Here is a 16,041-nt window from a genome sequence, read left to right as displayed (position 1 = left end):
GGGTGATCACGCGACGGCGGCGGTCAGCTCTTACGATGGCCGATCAGCCGCGGCTTCGACTCCAGGTTCTCCAGCCCGTGCCAGGCCAGATTCACCAGATGTGCCGCGACCTCCGCCTTCTTCGGCTTGCGGACGTCCAGCCACCACTGGCCGGTCAGCGCCACCATGCCGACCAGGGCCTGCGCGTACAGCGGGGCCAGCTTCGGGTCGAAGCCCCGGGCCTTGAACTCCATGCCCAGGATGTCCTCGACCTGCGTCGCGATATCGCTGATCAGCGAGGCGAACGTACCCGTGGACTGGGCGACCGGGGAGTCGCGGACCAGGATCCGGAAGCCGTCGGTGTACGTCTCGATGTAGTCGAGCAGCGCGAACGCCGCCTGCTCCAGCAGCTCCCGCGGGTGACCCGCCGTGAGCGCGCCGGTCACCAGATCCAGCAACTGGCGCATCTCACGGTCGACCACGACGGCGTACAGGCCCTCCTTGCCCCCGAAGTGCTCGTAGACCACCGGCTTGGAGACCCCGGCGCGTGCCGCGATCTCCTCCACCGATGTGCCTTCGAAGCCCTTGTCGGCGAAAAGGGCGCGGCCGATGTCGAGCAGCTGTTCGCGGCGCTCCTTGCCGGTCATCCGGACCCGCCGGGTCCGGCGGGTGGGGGCAGGTCTGCTCTTCTCGCCGCTGGTGCTTCCGTCGGTCGCCACGTCCTCAATCATGCCGGGTCGGCAGCCACGGACTTGCGCCGGGAGTCGATACGGGACTCGTCGGGCCAGCGCACGTCGTGCGCCCAGCCCAGTTGCTCGAACCAGCGGATCAGCCGGGCGCTCGAATCGATCTGGCCCCTCATCACCCCGTGCCGTGCGCTCGTGGGGTCCGCGTGGTGCAGGTTGTGCCAGGACTCGCCGCACGACAGGACCGCCAGCCACCACACGTTCCCGGACCGGTCACGGGACTTGAAGGGCCGCTTGCCGACCGCGTGGCAGATCGAGTTGATCGACCAGGTCACATGGTGCAGGAGCGCGACCCGGACCAGCGAACCCCAGAAGAACGCCGTGAACGCACCCCACCAGGACATCGTGACCAGGCCACCGACCAGCGGCGGGATGGCCAGCGAGATGATCGTGAAGGTGAGGAAGTGACGCGAGATCGCCCGGAGCGCGGGGTCCCTGACCAGGTCGGGCGCGTACTTCTGCTGAGGCGTCTGCTCCTCGTTGAACATCCAGGCGATGTGGGCCCACCACAGGCCCTTCAGCAGCGCCGGCAGGGTCTCGCCGAACCGCCACGGCGAGTGCGGGTCGCCCTCGGCGTCGGAGAACCGGTGGTGCTTGCGGTGGTCGGCCACCCAGCGCACCAGTGGGCCCTCCACCGCCATGGAACCCGCGACGGCCAGGGCGATGCGGAGCGGACGCTTCGCCTTGAACGAACCGTGGGTGAAGTAGCGGTGGAAGCCGATCGTCACGCCGTGGCATCCGAGGTAGTACATGCCGACCAGCAGACCCAGATCGAGCCAGCTGACACCGCGGCCCCAGGCCAGCGGCACCGCCGCGACCAGGGCCGCGAACGGCACCACGATGAAGAGCAGCAGCGCGATCTGCTCGATCGAACGCTTCTTGTCGCCGCCGAGCGTTCCGGAGGGGGGTGCGGGGTCGCCTGCCGTGGGCAGGCCGTCGTCGATCACATCGGGGCTGGTGGGCATTGGGGAGTCCCCCGTGGGGTGAGGAAATGTGACGGATTGAGCGGGCTACGCATCCGTAACCTACGGCAACGTAAGTATGCCAGCGAGGAGGCCCGCAGCACGAGAGCGCGGCCGTCACGACCCTTGCGGCGCCGGGACCGTGCCGTCGGGACGAACCGCCCCCAAGGGCAACGAGCACGCCGGTCCCGTGGACACCTATCCTGGGTGGGTCGGACAGCGCGGTCCGCACTCTGCTTTCCCGGGGGTGACGTCAGCACCGCGACAGCCCCGGACCCCCTGTGACAGAAGTGCTCAACCACTGCAAGGAGCCGCACACTGTGAGCAGTGCCGACCAGACCCCTGCCGCCGGAGCCGAACTGCGGGCCGACATCCGCCGCCTCGGTGACCTGCTGGGCGAGACCCTCGTACGCCAGGAGGGCCAGGACCTCCTCGACCTCGTCGAGCGCGTCCGCGCCCTGACCCGTACCGACGGCGAGGCAGCAGCCGAGCTTCTCGGCGACACGGACCTGGAGACCGCCGCGCAGCTCGTGCGCGCCTTCTCCACGTACTTCCACCTCGCCAACGTCACCGAGCAGGTCCACCGCGCCCACGAGATGCGCGACCGCCGGGCCGCCGAGGGCGGGCTCCTCGCCCGTACCGCCGACCGGCTCAAGGACGCGGACCCCGAGCACCTGCGCGAGACGGTCAAGAACCTCAACGTCCGGCCGGTCTTCACCGCGCACCCGACCGAGGCCGCCCGGCGCTCCGTACTGAACAAGCTCCGCCGCATCGCCGCACTCCTGGAGACCCCGGTCATCGAGGCCGACCGGCGCCGCCAGGACATCCGGCTCGCCGAGAACATCGACCTCATCTGGCAGACCGACGAGCTGCGCGTGGTCCGCCCGGAGCCCGCCGACGAGGCCCGCAACGCCATCTACTACCTCGACGAGCTCCACGCCAACGCCGTGGGCGACGTCCTGGAGGACCTGGCCGCCGAACTGGAGCGCGTCGGCGTCGAGCTGCCCGCCGGCACCCGCCCCCTCACCTTCGGCACCTGGATCGGCGGAGACCGCGACGGCAACCCCAACGTGACGCCCGCCGTCACCTGGGAGGTGCTGATCCTCCAGCACGAGCACGGCATCACCGACGCCCTCGAACTCGTCGACCAGCTGCGCGGACTGCTCTCCAACTCCATCCGCTACACCGGAGCCACCGACGAGCTCCTCGCCTCCCTCCAGGCCGACCTGGAGGCGCTCCCCGAGATCAGCCCGCGCTACAAGCGGCTGAACGCGGAGGAGCCCTACCGGCTCAAGGCCACCTGTATCCGGCAGAAGCTCGTCAACACCCGCGAGCGCCTCGCCTCCGGCACCCCGCACCGCCCCGGCTGCGACTACCTCGGCACCGCCCAGCTCATCGCCGACCTGGCCCTCATCCAGACCTCGCTGCGCGAGCACAAGGGCGGCATCGTCGCCGACGGCCGGATGGACCGCACCATCCGCACGCTCTCCGCGTTCGGCCTGCAGCTCGCCACCATGGACGTACGCGAGCACGCCGACGCCCACCACCACGCGCTCGGCCAGCTCTTCGACCGCCTCGGCGAGGAGTCCTGGCGCTACGCCGACATGCCGCGCGACTACCGGCAGAAGCTCCTCGCCAAGGAGCTCAGGTCCCGTCGCCCGCTCGCCCCGACCCCGGCCCCGCTGGACGCCGCGGGCGAGAAGACCCTCGGCGTCTTCCACACCATCAAGGAAGCCTTCGAGCGCTTCGGCCCCGAAGTCATCGAGTCCTACATCATCTCGATGTGCCAGGGCGCCGACGACGTCTTCGCCGCGGCCGTCCTCGCCCGTGAGGCCGGCCTCGTCGACCTGCACGGCGGCTGGGCCAAGATCGGCATCGTGCCGCTCCTGGAGACCACCGACGAGCTCCGCGCCGCCGACGTCATCCTCGACGAGATGCTCGCCGACCCCTCCTACCGCCTCCTCGTCTCCCTCCGCGGCGACGTCCAGGAGGTCATGCTCGGCTACTCGGACTCCTCGAAGTTCGGCGGCATCACCACCTCCCAGTGGGAGATCCACCGCGCCCAGCGCCGGCTCCGCGACGTCGCCCACCGCTACGGCGTACGGCTGCGGCTCTTCCACGGCCGCGGCGGCACCGTGGGCCGCGGCGGCGGCCCCTCGCACGACGCGATCCTCGCGCAGCCCTGGGGCACGCTGGAGGGCGAGATCAAGGTGACCGAGCAGGGCGAGGTCATCTCCGACAAGTACCTCATCCCCGCCCTCGCCCGGGAGAACCTGGAGCTGACCGTCGCGGCCACCCTCCAGGCCTCCGCGCTGCACACCGCGCCGCGTCAGTCCGACGAGGCCCTGGCCCGCTGGGACGCGGCGATGGACACCGTCTCGGACGCCGCCCACGCCGCGTACCGCAAGCTGGTCGAGGACCCCGACCTGCCGACGTACTTCCTCGCCTCCACCCCGGTGGACCAGCTCGCCGACCTGCACCTGGGCTCGCGGCCCTCCCGCCGCCCCGGCTCGGGCGTCTCGCTCGACGGCCTGCGCGCCATCCCGTGGGTCTTCGGCTGGACCCAGTCACGGCAGATCGTGCCCGGCTGGTACGGCGTCGGCTCCGGCCTCAAGGCACTGCGCGAGGCCGGTCTGGGCACCGTCCTGGAAGAGATGCACGAACACTGGCACTTCTTCCAGAACTTCCTCTCCAACGTCGAGATGACCCTCGCCAAGACCGACCTGCGCATCGCCCGGCACTACGTCGACACCCTCGTCCCCGACGAGCTCAAGCACGTCTTCGACGACATCGAGGCCGAGCACGCGCTGACCGTCCAGGAAGTCCTCAAGGTCACCGGCAACACCGAACTGCTCGGCACCAGCCCGGTGCTCCAGCAGACCTTCGCCATCCGCGACGCCTACCTGGACCCGATCTCCTACCTCCAGGTGTCGCTGCTGGCCCGCCAGCGCCAGGCGGCCGAGCGGGGCGAGGAGGCCGACCCGCTGCTCGCCCGGGCCCTGCTGCTCACCGTGAACGGTGTCGCCGCGGGCCTGCGCAACACCGGCTGACCCGTACGGAGGTGAGCGGGTGCGGCCCTGTCAGAGGGCGATGAACGTCGCCGTCAGCAGGGCCGCGCCCGCGATCCCCGTACCCCAGGCGGTCCGCGTCAGCCGCAGACCGCCGCCGATCACCAGGGCGGCCAGCACCAGCGCGCCGCCCAGCGGCACCCAGGCATGCAGAAAGCCCGGCGTTCCGGTGCGTACGACGTCACCGGTGCCGGGCTTCACCACGACGGGGAAGCGGTCACCCTTCTTCGCCGCGACGGACCGCGGGACCGTCACGGCGGCCCGGTCACCCGACTCCGCGTCGGGTGCGAACGACCCCGTGCACACGTCCTCGCCGCACCCCGTGACCGCCATGGTGCCGTGCTCACGGCCCTTGGCCAGGACGATGTGGTGCGCGGTGTTCCAGGACGACCACGTACCCGCGACGAGCAGCAGCAGGACGATGCAGCCCGCGAGGAAAGCACGGCCGTGGGCCAGCAGCCGGGGGGAGGAGCTCCGCTTTTTCATGGGGGCCGATTTTTGGGCAGAGCCGTGCCCTCGGTCAACCTGTGGCCGAAAATGGCCCGAGAACCAGCGGGAATGTCAGGAGTTGTACGTGGTCTGGGCCCGATCCAGCCCGTCCGCCAGCAGGCACTCCACCGAGTCCGCCGCCCGGTCGACCAGGTAGGCCAGCTCCTTGCGCTCCGTACCCGAGAAGTCCTTCAGCACGAAGTCGGCGACCTGCATCCGCCCCGGCGGACGGCCGATCCCGAACCGCACCCGGTGGTAGTCCGGACCCATGGCCTTCGTCATCGACTTCAGCCCGTTGTGCCCGTTGTCGCCGCCGCCCAGCTTCAGCCGCAGCATGCCGAAGTCGATGTCCAGCTCGTCATGGACCGCCACGATGTGGTCCGTGGGCACCTTGTAGAAGTCGCGCAGCGCCGTGACGGGCCCGCCGGACAGATTCATGTACGACATCGGCTTGGCCAGCACCACCCGCCGGCTCGCGGGTCCGGGCGGACCGATCCGGCCCTCCAGCACCTGCGCCTGCGCCTTCTGCGCCCGCTTGAACTTCCCGCCGATCCGCTCGGCCAGGAGGTCGGCGACCATGAACCCGACGTTGTGCCGGTTCGCCGCGTACTCGGGACCGGGGTTGCCGAGGCCCACGATCAGCCAGGGGTCGGTGACGTCGGACATCTGCGCTCGGTCTCCTCGCGTACGGACCAGTGTTGACAGGGAAACGGGGCGGCGGATCCCCGGAAGGGAACCGCCACCCCGTCAGTGAAGCAGGTGGGGCGAGGATCAGGCCTCGGCGGGAGCCTCCTCGGCGGGGGCCTCCTCGACCTGCGCGGCGACGATCTGGAGCACGACGGCGTCCTCGTCGCCCGCGAGCACGGAGCCCTTGGGCAGCGGGATGTCCTTCGCCAGGATCGAGTCACCGGCGTCCAGACCCGCGATGGAGACCGTGACGGACTCGGGGATGTGGGTGGCCTCGGCCTCGACGAGCAGGGTGTTCTGCACGTACTCGAGCAGGTTGGCGCCCGGGGCCAGCTCGCCCTCGACGTGCACCGCGATCTCGACCTCGACCTTCTCGCCGCGCTTCACGGTGAGGAGGTCGACGTGCTCGATGTTGCCCTTGATGGCGTTGCGCTGGACGGCCTTCGGGATGACCAGGGCGTCCTTGCCGTCGATCTCGAGACCGATGAGGACGTTGGCGGTGCGGAGCGCCAGCTGCAGCTGGTGGGCCGGCAGGTTGATGTGGACGGACTCGGCACCGTGGCCGTAGACGACCGCGGGGACCATGTTGGCACGACGGGTACGGCGGGCGGCGCCCTTGCCGAACTCGGTACGGACCTCTGCGGCGAGCTTGATCTCGGCCATGATGCACTCCTCGTAAGGTGACGGAACTGCGACGGTCACCCGGCCCACGACAGGCCTGCTACGAAGAGCGCGTCGATAACGGACCGCCGGCCCCCATGAGAACTCATGAGAACGGCCTCCCTCGCCGAGCAACTCGCTGAGTCTACCCGGCGGGGAGGCCGCACCCAAAGTGGATCACGTGTGGGTGATCATCCGCTGATCACCGCGGTGTCACGCCTGCTCCTCGAAGAGGCTCGTGACCGAACCGTCCTCGAAGACCTCGCGCACCGCGCGCGCGATCGTCGGCGCGATCGAGAGAACCGTGATCTTGTCGATCTCCAGCTCGCCCGGGGTCGGCAGGGAGTCCGTGAAGACGAACTCGCTGACCTTCGAGTTCTTCAGACGGTCCGCGGCCGGCCCGGACAGCACGCCGTGGGTGGCCGTCACTATGACGTCCTCGGCGCCGTGCGCGAACAGGGCGTCGGCGGCGGCGCAGATCGTGCCGCCCGTGTCGATCATGTCGTCGACCAGCACGCAGACCCGGCCCTGGACGTTGCCGACGACCTCGTGGACGCTGACCTGGTTCGGCACGTCCTTGTCGCGGCGCTTGTGGACGATCGCCAGCGGCGCGTCCAGCCGGTCGCACCAGCGGTCGGCCACGCGCACGCGGCCGGCGTCCGGGGAGACGATCGTCAGCTTCGAACGGTCGACCTTGGCGCCCACGTAGTCCGCCAGGATCGGCAGCGCGAACAAGTGGTCGACCGGTCCGTCGAAGAAGCCCTGGATCTGGTCGGTGTGCAGGTCCACGGTGAGGATGCGGTCCGCACCCGCCGTCTTCATCAGGTCCGCGATCAGACGCGCCGAGATCGGCTCGCGACCACGGTGCTTCTTGTCCTGGCGGGCGTAGCCGTAGAACGGCACGATCACCGTGATGGACCGGGCGGACGCGCGCTTCAGCGCGTCCAGCATGATGAGCTGCTCCATGATCCACTTGTTGATCGGAGCCGTGTGGCTCTGGATCAGGAAGCAGTCGGCGCCGCGGGCGGACTCCTGGAAACGCACGTAGATCTCACCGTTGGCGAAATCGAAGGCCTTCGTCGGCACGAGACCGACACCCAGTTGATGTGCGACCTCCTCGGCCAGCTCGGGGTGGGCGCGGCCGGAGAAGAACATCAGTTTCTTCTCGCCGGTCGTCTTGATCCCGGTCACAGCACAGTCTCCTCAGACGTGTATCTGGCGCCGCGCGCATGTGTCCCGATGTGCGACGAGCCAGCCGAAATGGGTGAGCATCTATCACGGTACGCCGCCTTCGGCGCACCTGTTTCCGGTCAGCTTTCGGCGTCGGCCTCCCCGGCCGCGGCCTGGGCCGCCTGCGCGGCCGCGCTGCCGGGACGCTTCCGGGCCACCCAGCCCTCGATATTCCGCTGCTGGCCCCGGGCGACGGCCAGCGAACCGGACGGCACATCCTTGGTGATGACCGAACCCGCCGCCGTGTAAACGCCGTCCCCCACCGTGACGGGCGCCACAAACATATTGTCCGACCCGGTCCGGCAGTGGGACCCGATCGTGGTGTGGTGCTTGGCCACACCGTCGTAGTTCACGAAGATGCTCGCCGCACCGATGTTGGTGTGGTCGCCGATCGTCGCGTCACCGACGTAGCTCAGGTGCGGGACCTTGGTGCCCTCGCCGATCGTGGCGTTCTTCATCTCCACGTACGCCCCGGCCTTCGACTTCGCGCCCAGCCGGGTGCCCGGCCGCAGGTAGGCGAAGGGGCCGACCGTCGCGCCGGGGCCGACCTCGGCACCGAGCGCGACCGTGTTGTCCACCCGCGCGCCCGCGTGCACGACGGTGTCCGTCAGCCGGGAGTTGGGGCCGGCCTCGGCGTCCTCGGCGAGGTGAGTCGTGCCCAGCAGCTGCGTACCCGGGTGCACCACCGCGTCCCGCTCGTACGTCACCGTGGCGTCGATCAGCGTCGACGCCGGGTCCACGACCGTCACGCCGGCCAGCATGGCGCGCTCCAGCAGGCGCTCGTTGAGCAGCCGCCGGGCCTCGGCCAGCTGCAGCCGGTTGTTGATGCCCAGGATCTCCCGGTGGTCGGGCGCGACCGACGCGCCCACCCGGTGGCCCGCCTCGCGCAGGATCGACAGCACGTCGGTGAGGTACTCCTCGCCCTGGCTGTTGTCCGTGCGCACCTTGCCGAGCGCGTCGCCGAGCAGCCGGCCGTCGAAGGCGAAGACCCCGGAGTTGATCTCGCGGATCGCGCGCTGCGCCTCGGTGGCGTCCTTGTGCTCGACGATCGCGGTGACCGCGCCGGTGGCCGCGTCGCGGACGATCCGGCCGTAGCCGGTGGAGTCCGGGACCTCGGCGGTCAGCACGGTGACGGCGTTCGCGTCGGCGGAGTGGGTGGCGGCGAGTGCGGACAGGGTCTCGCCGGAGAGCAGTGGGGTGTCGCCGCAGACGACGATCACGGTGCCCTCGACGGTGCCGCCGAGCTCTTCGAGCCCCATGCGCACGGCGTGTCCGGTGCCGTTCTGCTCGGCCTGGTAGGCGGTGCGTACGGGGGTGTCCCCGGCGGTGAGGTGCGCGGTGACCTGCTCGCTCGCGTGGCCGACGACCACGACGAGGTGCTCGGGGCCCAGCTCACGGGAGGCGGCGACGACATGTCCGACGAGCGAGCGCCCGGAGATCTCGTGCAGGACCTTGGGGGTCTTCGACTTCATGCGGGTGCCCTCACCCGCTGCGAGGACGACGACGGCGGCCGGGGGGTTGGCGCTCACGGATGTGCCCTTCGGCTTCGGGTGGTGGACATCCGCAGGATACCGGGGGTGTTTCGGCGTGAAACGAGCGCGGGCCCCGACCGGTGAGGTCGGGGCCCGCGTACAAAGCTCCCCCACCAGGACTCGAACCCGGACAAATAGCACCAAAAGCTACTGTGCTGCCAATTACACCATGGGGGAACAAAGCGGATGCTTCTTCAGTCCGCTCGATCGGCACCCAACACTATGCCGTACCGAGCGCCCTCCGCGCGACGGTGAAACCGGGTGCCCCGGCTGCACGGCCGCCGGGACAATCCCGTTGGCCCTCACCGGTGTTCTCCCGCGTTCCCCCGTCACCGGGTGCGACCTCCCGCCGATGGTCACGCTGATCGCCCGCCGACAGTCCCGCTGATCTCCCGCGATCTTCCGGGTTCTTCCCGCACGGATGTCGGATTGCGCTCGCCCGGCGTCGGGCGTCCGGCGTCCGGCATCGGGTGCCGGCGTCCGCAGTCGGGTGCCCGCTCCGAAGCGGAACCCGGTTCCCCGCCTCCGTACACGCCAGGGTGCCTCCCGCGCTGACGGAGTCTCCGGAAATCGGGATGCGCCCGCCCGTAGTCTGGATGCCATGACCGCAACGGGGGCAGACCGGGAAGCGGCGGGACCGACCACCCGCGGCTACTGGTGGTGGGAGCGGCGGCGCGGTGTCGCCCTGGACGTGGGACTGGCGCTGGTTTCGGCGCTGGAGTGTGCGCTGGAGGGGGTGCGGTTCGCCGGGGACACCGGGCTGCCGGTGCCGGTGGCGGTGATCTTCGGGCTGCTGGCCGGATCGGTGCTGTTGGTGCGCCGGCGCCGGCCGATCGCCGTGGTGCTGGTGTCGATCGCGATGACGCCCGCCGAGATGGGCTTCCTGATGGCCCTCGTCGGCCTGTACACGCTGGCCGCCTCGGACGTGCCGCGCAGGATCACCGTCGTGCTGACGGGGATGACACTGGTCGGCACGCTCATCGTCACCTACGTACGGCTGCGGCAGAGCGTCACCGCCCAGGCCGAGTCGGGCGACTGGTACGTCCTGCTGATGTCCCTCTTCATGGCGCTGGGGCTGACGGCGCCGTCCGTGCTCCTCGGTCTGTACATCGGGGCGCGGCGGCGGCTCATGGAGAGCCTGCGGGAGCGGGCCGACTCGCTGGAGCGGGAGCTGTCGCTCCTGGCGGACCGGGCCGAGGAGCGGGCCGAGTGGGCGCGTACGGAGGAGCGGGGCAGGATCGCCCGCGAGATGCACGACGTGGTCGCCCACCGGGTCAGCCTGATGGTCGTGCACGCGGCGGCGCTCCAGGCGGTGGCGCCCAAGGACCCGGCGAAGGCGGTGCGCAACGCGGCGCTGGTCGGCGACATGGGCCGGCAGGCGCTGACGGAGCTGCGGGAGATGCTCGGTGTCCTGCGCAGCGGGGACGCGCTCGTCGCCCCGCCGGCGGGCCGGGTCCCGCTGGCCTCGGTGGGCCGGGCGGCGGCCGCCGCCGCGGCGGCGGCCGCGGAGGAGGGGCCGCGACTGCGCGAGGTGGAGGCGCTCGTCGCGCAGTCCCGGGAGGCGGGGATGACGGTCGAGCTCTCGGTGGACGGCGAGCTGCGCCGGTACGCCCCGGAGGTCGAGCAGGCGGCGTACCGGGTGGTGCAGGAAGCCCTGACGAACGTGCACAAGCACGCGGCGGGTGCGAAGACGTGGGTGCGGCTGGCGCACCGGGGCTCCGAGGTCGCGATGCAGGTGGAGAACGGCCCGACGGACGGGGCCACGGCGGACGCCGGGCTGCCGAGCGGCGGCAACGGCCTGGTGGGCATGCGCGAACGGGTGCTGGCCCTGGGCGGCGTCTTCGTATCAGGCCCCACGGACGCGGGCGGCTACCGGGTCTCAGCCGTCCTCCCCACCGTCTAGCCAGGTCGTTGGGGGATTACGGACGCCCACAGCGGGACATATGGGGTGACTGCCCGTCCGTAACCCCCCGGCGACTCGGCGAACTGTCAGGGGGACGTGAGGCGGTCGGGTTGGGTGCCGGTGATCAGGGTGGCCAGGGCTCGGTCGATGTCCGAGCCCAGGTACCAGTCGCCCGTGTGGTCGATGGAGTAGACCCGGCCCTCGCTGTCGATCGCCAGCACCGCCTGTCCGTCGCCCTCCTCGCCCAGCGGTGCCACCTCGGTGTCCAGCGCGCGCCCCAGGTCCCCGAGCGTACGGGCGAGGTGCAGCCCGCTCAGCGGGTCGATGCGCACCGCGGTCGGTGCGATCTGCCGGCCCGGCGCGGACCCGGTGACGCGCAGCCTGCCGAACTCCGCCCACGCCTCGACCGCCGCCGGGAAGACCGCGTGCCGGTGCCCGGCGGGCGAGGCGTGGGAGCGCAGGGCGTCGGCCCACTCCTCGGCCTGCCGGATGTCCCAGCGTCCCGGCTCCCAGCCGGCCTGCCGCAGGGCGGCGTCCACGGCGACGGGGAAGCGGGTGGACGAGACGCGGTCCTGCTGGGCGGGTACGTCGGTTCGGTCGCGCATCTGTGTGCTCAGCCCTTCTCGGCGGTGGTCGCCGCCCCGGCGGTGGTGAGGTCGACGGGGCGTACGCCGAAGTGGGCGAGCATCTCCGTGCAGGAGCGGCAGGGGCGCGCGTAACTGCCGTGCAGCGGGTCGCCGTCCTCGCGGATGTGCCGGGCCGTGAGCCGGGCGTGCTTGAGCGCCCGGCGGGCCTCCCCGTTGGTGAGGGGCTTGCGCTGGGCGCGCTTGGACCGGCCGGCGTCGGCCGCGGTGAGCTGACGGGAGAGCAGTATCGCCTCGGGGCAGCGCCCCGTGAAGCGCTCGCGCTGACCGCTGGGGAGGGTGTCGAGGAAGTCCTGGACGAGTGGGTGGAGCACCGGCGGCCGGTCCCCCTTGCCGGCGGTGCAGGTCAGTGTCTCGCCGCGTACGGACAGCGCTGCGGCCACGGCCGGCAGGATGCCGTCGCGGCGGTGGTGGAGTTGTGGCGCGCGGCTGGGTTCGGTGCTGCTCCAGCTGAGTCGCGGATCTCCGGATGTGACTGTTTGTGCAGAGTGCATGGTGTGGACATCCCTCCCGCAATCCCCCGAGTTGCGGGGGACAGCCTGCCAAATATGCAGGGTGCTGGGGAAGCTGGGGCGCTGAAACGTGTCTGCGTGTCGCGGCTCGGTGGTCCGGTCGTCGCACGTCCGTCACGCGGTGGTGACGTTCGGTGAAGGGGTGCGGAGGAGGCGGGAGCCCTTGTCGCGGCACCGCATAGGCTGTGCGGAACACCAGACGCAGCAGGGGGCAACCGCCATGACGACAGGTCGGCTCGGTCAGCAAACCGCGCCACCGAACGCGGCCTACGCCGGGCAGGTCGTGCACTTCCCGGACCCGGTCCGGGCGTCCCGCCATCCCAGGGGTGTGCGCGTGGACGCGAACGGCTACCCGGTGCTTTCTCCGTACGCCCGTGCCGCCGCGGAGATCGCTGAACCGCCGCCGGGATTCGGCATCGACGAGCTGCGGCTCACGGACTACGTGTCGGCGAACGCGGCCATGGCGGCGAGCGGGCACGAGCTGTGGGACACGATTCCGGCGGTGGCCACTCCGCACGGCTGGACGTGGCACCACGTGGCGGGCGGCCGGCGGATGGAGCTCGTCCCGGTCGAGGTGAAGGCGCTGCTGCGTCACCACGGCGGCCTGGCGACCACCTCGGTGGACCAGAACCGGCGGGGCACCCGGCCGCTGCAGGAGACCAGGCCCGCCCACTTCCGCCTGCCGAAGGGCGCGGTGGCGGTGAGCGAGCAGCAGGTCCTGGGTGTCGAGGAGGACCTCGGCTACCGGCTCCCCGGCGCGTACCGCTCGTTCCTGAAGGCGGCCGGCGGTTCGGCCCCGGTCGGCGCGGCGCTGGACGCGGAGCTCGGTCTGCTGGTCGACCAGCCGTTCTTCACGGTGCGCGAGGAGGCCGCCGTGAACGACCTGGTGTACGTCAACAAGTGCCTGCGGGACCACTTCACCAAGGACTACCTGGGTGTCGCCTTCGTCCAGGGCGGCATCATCGCCGTGAAGGTGCGGGGCGGCGGTGACGTGGGCTCGGTGTGGTTCTGCGCGTACGACGACGCCAGGGACCAGGACGGCTGGGGTGTGCAGGAGCGCGTGGACCGGCTGCTGCTGCCCTGTGGTGCGGACTTCGACGCCTTCCTCCAGCGTCTCGCGGGTAATCCGCCGGAGCTGGAGACCGTGGCGAACCTGATGGTGGACGGCGGCTTCGCGCGGGCCGTCCCGGTGGAGGGGTGAGCGCGGTGGTGACCTTCGCGCAGGCGCAGGAGCGGGCGGACGAGTGGGTCAACGGTGACGTGCCCGCCTACCAGCACCGTGAGGTGCGGGTCCGCGAATTCGAACTCGGCTTCGTGGTGTGGGCCGAGGACCGGGCGGAGGGCCCGATCTCGGACGGCGGCCGTCAGCGGCTGGTGATCGCCCGCGACAGCGGTGAGGCCACCCTGTGGCCGGGACTGCCGGTCGGCGAGGTGATCCGGCGGTACGAGGAGGAGTACGGGGCGCCCGAGGGGGCGCCGGCGACTCCGGAGCCGCCGCAGCGCATCGATCTGAATCAGACGTCGTTCCTGTTGACCCCGCCGGAGTGGCTCCAGGAAGCGGCGGACAAGCTGGGCATCCCGGACCGGCGGGCGGAGTCGGACACGCCTCCGGCGCCTCTTCCGGCTCCCGCCCCCATCCCCTCCCCGTCCCCCGCTCCTGCCGGGCCGGCTGATTCGGGGGCCACCCCGTGGCCGGCCGCGGGCGGGCAGGGTGACTACGAGCCCACCGCGTCCGACGGCGTGCCCGCCGGGGCGACCCCGTGGGCGGGAACGGACACCAACGCGGGTTCGGAGGAAGGCGCGGTGGGGCTGCCGGCGACGGTGTTCGCGCCGCCGCTCTCCGGTTCGGACGACGACGGGACCCCGCCGCCGGTCGTGTCGGCCGAGGCGCCCACCGCCCTGATCTCGGGAGGCAGCCAGCTGCCCCGGACCGCGGTGGTCCCCGGGCTGGACCCCCAGGCGGGCCACCCCGTGCGATCCGCCCCTCCGGGGGGCGGCACGGGCGACATCGCGGACGCGGCGACGAGCAAGGCCGTCGTGCCGCCGCGCGGCGCGCGCGGCACCGGCCCGACGCCTCCGCCGCCGCCGGGCGCGCCCGGCACCCCGGGCGCACGGCCCGGCGCGACCCCGCCACCGTCGGGACCCGGTACGGCCGGCGGGTACGTCCCGACGCAGCTCGTCTCGCAGCTCGGCCCTCCCGGGGCCCCGGGCGCTCCGCAGCCGCCCGGACCACCCGGCGTGCCCGGCGTGCCCGGCGCTCCGCAGCCGCCCGCTCCTCCCGGTCCGCCCGGGGCGACGCCGCCCCCGGGAGGTGGGATCCACCACGCCGCGACGATGTTCGCCGACGCGAGCATCGGCGGCCCGCACGTGCCCCGGCCCCCTGGCCCTCCCGGGGCCCCGGGCGCTCCGCAGCCGCCCGGTCCAAACGGCGTGCCCGGCGCTCCGCAGCCGCCCGGTCCGCCCGGCGCTCCCAGGGCGACGCCGCCCCCGGGTGGCGGGGCGCATCACGCCGAGACCATGTTCGCGGGGCCGGGGCCGGGCGGCCCGGGTGCTCCGCAGCCGCCCGGTCCGCCCGGGGGCCCGCACACCCCGCCGCCCCCGGCCTACGGCTACCCGCAGCAGCCCTCCGGTCAGCCCACGGTCGGTCCGGGCTACCAGGCGGTGCTGCGCTTCCGCGCCCCCGACGGCAGCGAGCAGCAGCTGATCCGGCGCTCGGCGCCGGGGACTCCGCACCCCGAGTGGCAGATGCTGCACGAGCTGCGCGGGATGAACGTGCCGCCGCAGCAGGTCATCGAGCTGCACACGGAACTGGCGTCCTGCGAGCTGCCCGGTGGTTACTGCGCGCGGATGATCCGGGAGACCTGGCCGCAGGTCCGGATCACGAGCGTCGCACCGTACGGCACGGATCACGCGAGCCGTCAGCAGGGCATGCAGCATCTGCTGACGCATCAGGGTGAGCTGCACCAGGTCGCCGACGGTCCGGCGCGGCCGGCTCCCGTGCGGGCGCCGCTGCCGCAGATGCCGCCCGCCACGGCCGTACCGCCGGAGGCGCTGGCCGAGGAACTGCTCGGGGCCTTCGGCCCGCAGGGTGTGCTCCGCTTCGACCAGCGTGCGGTGTCCCGGCAGGGCGTGCCCGAGGTCGTGGCGCAGACCCTGGTGTGGGCGGGACTGCCCGCCGACTTCGGTCCGTTCTTCTGGGCGCAGCCGGGGCACCCCGTGGTGCCGACGCTGGCGGAGCTGGCGGTGCAGCGCCAGGTGCAGCCGGCCCCGGACGCGGGTTCGTATCTGGTGATGGGGTCCGACTTCGGCCGGGCGATCTGTGTGCAGTACGGCACGGCGAACATCGTGGCCGTGCCGGTCGAGGCGGGTCCCGGCGGGCAGCCCGTACCGCCGCAGTTCGTGAACACGGGACTGCCGGAGTTCGTGCGGTCGATGGCGCTGCTGGGCCGCATGTGGCGGCTTCGGTTCGGACTGAATCCCGAGCAGGCGGGCCGTTGGACGGTCGATTTCCAGGCGCAGTTGGTGGCCCTGGACCCGGCGGCGCTGGCGTCGCCGGAGAGCTGGTGGTCGGTTCTGCTGGAGCAGATGTGGGACGGACTGCTCTGACCTGACCCGTTGTGTGCAGGACG

General features: G+C 71.8%; 13 protein-coding genes and 1 tRNA gene. 4 read left to right on the top strand and 10 right to left on the bottom strand.

The features are described from left to right. Window positions 1-23 precede the first annotated feature (23 nt). Complete coding sequence (locus tag ACFWVP_RS13855) at window positions 24-710, bottom strand: TetR family transcriptional regulator (protein WP_384496385.1); 687 nt, start codon at window positions 708-710, stop codon at window positions 24-26. Further along, a complete protein-coding gene (locus ACFWVP_RS13850; RefSeq protein WP_384496383.1) occupies window positions 707-1,690 on the bottom strand; it encodes an acyl-CoA desaturase in 984 nt (327 codons plus the stop codon). Before ACFWVP_RS13850 ends, ACFWVP_RS13855 begins: the two co-directional genes overlap by 4 nt. 317 nt (window positions 1,691-2,007) lie before the next feature. On the opposite strand from ACFWVP_RS13850, the gene ppc reads away from it, so the two are divergent. Further along, window positions 2,008-4,737: a phosphoenolpyruvate carboxylase gene (gene ppc, locus ACFWVP_RS13845; RefSeq protein WP_383734544.1), complete on the top strand. Its 2,730-nt coding sequence runs from the start codon at window positions 2,008-2,010 to the stop codon at window positions 4,735-4,737. Window positions 4,738-4,767: 30 nt separating this feature from the next. Here the strand turns inward: ppc and ACFWVP_RS13840 are convergent, their stop codons facing one another. From ACFWVP_RS13840 to ACFWVP_RS13815, 6 genes are all read right to left on the bottom strand, one after another. Next, window positions 4,768-5,241, bottom strand: coding sequence for a hypothetical protein (locus ACFWVP_RS13840; RefSeq protein WP_384496381.1), 474 nt, complete (start codon window positions 5,239-5,241; stop codon window positions 4,768-4,770). 75 nt (window positions 5,242-5,316) lie between these two features. After that, window positions 5,317-5,910, bottom strand: a complete 594-nt coding sequence (gene pth / locus ACFWVP_RS13835; RefSeq protein ID WP_384496379.1) for an aminoacyl-tRNA hydrolase — start codon at window positions 5,908-5,910, stop codon at window positions 5,317-5,319. A 105-nt stretch (window positions 5,911-6,015) separates the two neighbouring features. Beyond that, entirely contained in the window at window positions 6,016-6,594 is a 579-nt protein-coding gene (locus ACFWVP_RS13830) for a 50S ribosomal protein L25/general stress protein Ctc (RefSeq protein WP_384496378.1), read from the bottom strand. A 210-nt stretch (window positions 6,595-6,804) separates the two neighbouring features. Continuing rightward, on the bottom strand, window positions 6,805-7,782 hold the full coding sequence (locus ACFWVP_RS13825) for a ribose-phosphate diphosphokinase (RefSeq protein WP_384496377.1): 978 nt from the start codon (window positions 7,780-7,782) through the stop codon (window positions 6,805-6,807). A 119-nt stretch (window positions 7,783-7,901) separates the two neighbouring features. Further along, entirely contained in the window at window positions 7,902-9,350 is a 1,449-nt protein-coding gene (glmU, locus tag ACFWVP_RS13820; RefSeq protein WP_384496375.1) for a bifunctional UDP-N-acetylglucosamine diphosphorylase/glucosamine-1-phosphate N-acetyltransferase GlmU, read from the bottom strand. A gap of 108 nt (window positions 9,351-9,458) precedes the next feature. Next, window positions 9,459-9,530, bottom strand: a tRNA-Gln gene (locus tag ACFWVP_RS13815). Between the two features lie 424 nt (window positions 9,531-9,954). On the opposite strand from ACFWVP_RS13815, the gene ACFWVP_RS13810 reads away from it, so the two are divergent. Further along, a complete protein-coding gene (locus ACFWVP_RS13810) occupies window positions 9,955-11,256 on the top strand; it encodes a sensor histidine kinase (RefSeq protein ID WP_384496373.1) in 1,302 nt (433 codons plus the stop codon). 86 nt (window positions 11,257-11,342) lie between these two features. Here the strand turns inward: ACFWVP_RS13810 and ACFWVP_RS13805 are convergent, their stop codons facing one another. Continuing rightward, window positions 11,343-11,861 (bottom strand): SUKH-3 domain-containing protein, encoded by a 519-nt coding sequence (locus tag ACFWVP_RS13805; protein ID WP_384496371.1) that lies wholly within the window; start codon window positions 11,859-11,861, stop codon window positions 11,343-11,345. Window positions 11,862-11,869: 8 nt separating this feature from the next. Continuing rightward, complete coding sequence (locus tag ACFWVP_RS13800) at window positions 11,870-12,394, bottom strand: YwqJ-related putative deaminase (RefSeq protein ID WP_384496370.1); 525 nt, start codon at window positions 12,392-12,394, stop codon at window positions 11,870-11,872. 238 nt (window positions 12,395-12,632) lie between these two features. Between ACFWVP_RS13800 and ACFWVP_RS13795 the strand changes: the two genes are divergently transcribed. After that, entirely contained in the window at window positions 12,633-13,613 is a 981-nt protein-coding gene (locus tag ACFWVP_RS13795) for an SMI1/KNR4 family protein (protein ID WP_384496368.1), read from the top strand. Then, on the top strand, window positions 13,610-16,018 hold the full coding sequence (locus ACFWVP_RS13790; RefSeq protein WP_384496366.1) for an SUKH-4 family immunity protein: 2,409 nt from the start codon (window positions 13,610-13,612) through the stop codon (window positions 16,016-16,018). Before ACFWVP_RS13795 ends, ACFWVP_RS13790 begins: the two co-directional genes overlap by 4 nt. Window positions 16,019-16,041 lie beyond the last annotated feature (23 nt).

Origin of the sequence: Streptomyces sp. NPDC058637, assembly GCF_042717325.1 — a bacterium.
Taxonomy (GTDB): domain Bacteria; phylum Actinomycetota; class Actinomycetes; order Streptomycetales; family Streptomycetaceae; genus Streptomyces.
This window is presented reverse-complemented; position numbering and strand designations above follow the sequence as displayed.

What these genes read in the sequence shown, in the direction of transcription:
- ACFWVP_RS13855 (WP_384496385.1), bottom strand. Translation starts at nt 710, where the DNA reads ATGATTGAGGACGTGGCGACCGACGGAAGCACCAGCGGCGAGAAGAGC.
- ACFWVP_RS13850 (WP_384496383.1), bottom strand. Translation starts at nt 1,690, where the DNA reads ATGCCCACCAGCCCCGATGTGATCGACGACGGCCTGCCCACGGCAGGC.
- ACFWVP_RS13840 (WP_384496381.1), bottom strand. Translation starts at nt 5,241, where the DNA reads ATGAAAAAGCGGAGCTCCTCCCCCCGGCTGCTGGCCCACGGCCGTGCT.
- pth (WP_384496379.1), bottom strand. Translation starts at nt 5,910, where the DNA reads ATGTCCGACGTCACCGACCCCTGGCTGATCGTGGGCCTCGGCAACCCC.
- ACFWVP_RS13830 (WP_384496378.1), bottom strand. Translation starts at nt 6,594, where the DNA reads ATGGCCGAGATCAAGCTCGCCGCAGAGGTCCGTACCGAGTTCGGCAAG.
- ACFWVP_RS13810 (WP_384496373.1), top strand. Translation starts at nt 9,955, where the DNA reads ATGACCGCAACGGGGGCAGACCGGGAAGCGGCGGGACCGACCACCCGC.
- ACFWVP_RS13805 (WP_384496371.1), bottom strand. Translation starts at nt 11,861, where the DNA reads ATGCGCGACCGAACCGACGTACCCGCCCAGCAGGACCGCGTCTCGTCC.
- ACFWVP_RS13800 (WP_384496370.1), bottom strand. Translation starts at nt 12,394, where the DNA reads ATGCACTCTGCACAAACAGTCACATCCGGAGATCCGCGACTCAGCTGG.
- ACFWVP_RS13795 (WP_384496368.1), top strand. Translation starts at nt 12,633, where the DNA reads ATGACGACAGGTCGGCTCGGTCAGCAAACCGCGCCACCGAACGCGGCC.